At 22.3% G+C, this 430-nt stretch carries 1 protein-coding gene; it reads right to left on the reverse strand.

From position 1 onward, the window contains the following. A partial coding sequence (locus AC6UDG_RS07350) for a TetR/AcrR family transcriptional regulator (protein ID WP_500706943.1) occupies positions 1–430 on the reverse strand: 430 nt, incomplete at both ends.

Raw genomic sequence — 430 nt, forward strand, 5'->3', positions numbered from 1 at the left:
GTAACATACGTCATTACAGTTCCGTGTAAAAAATAAAAAATGCCTCTCGTTAAAGTAAGAGTAACTTCAGAATTAACTTCTATGGGTAATACAGATTTAATTGATTTATTAATTAAATCTAAGATTTCTACTCTAAGTGAATTTATTTTATGTTGAAAGTTTGCTTTATCTATTTTTTCTCCTCCAAATGTACTTATTAATGGATAAAACTTATTTTGTTTTATACCAAATCTTATATATTCTATACATAAATATTTAAATCTTTTAGAATCATCAGAATAAGAATTATTTATATATTTCATTTTCTTATATAATTCTTTTAGGGGTTGATATGCAACTTCATTAAATAATTCATTTTTATTTTTAAAATATAGATAAATAGTTGTATGTGAATACCCAGATTTTCTTGCAATTTCTCTTACAGATGTAT

The organism is Fructilactobacillus sp. X2R1C1 (assembly GCF_059901435.1).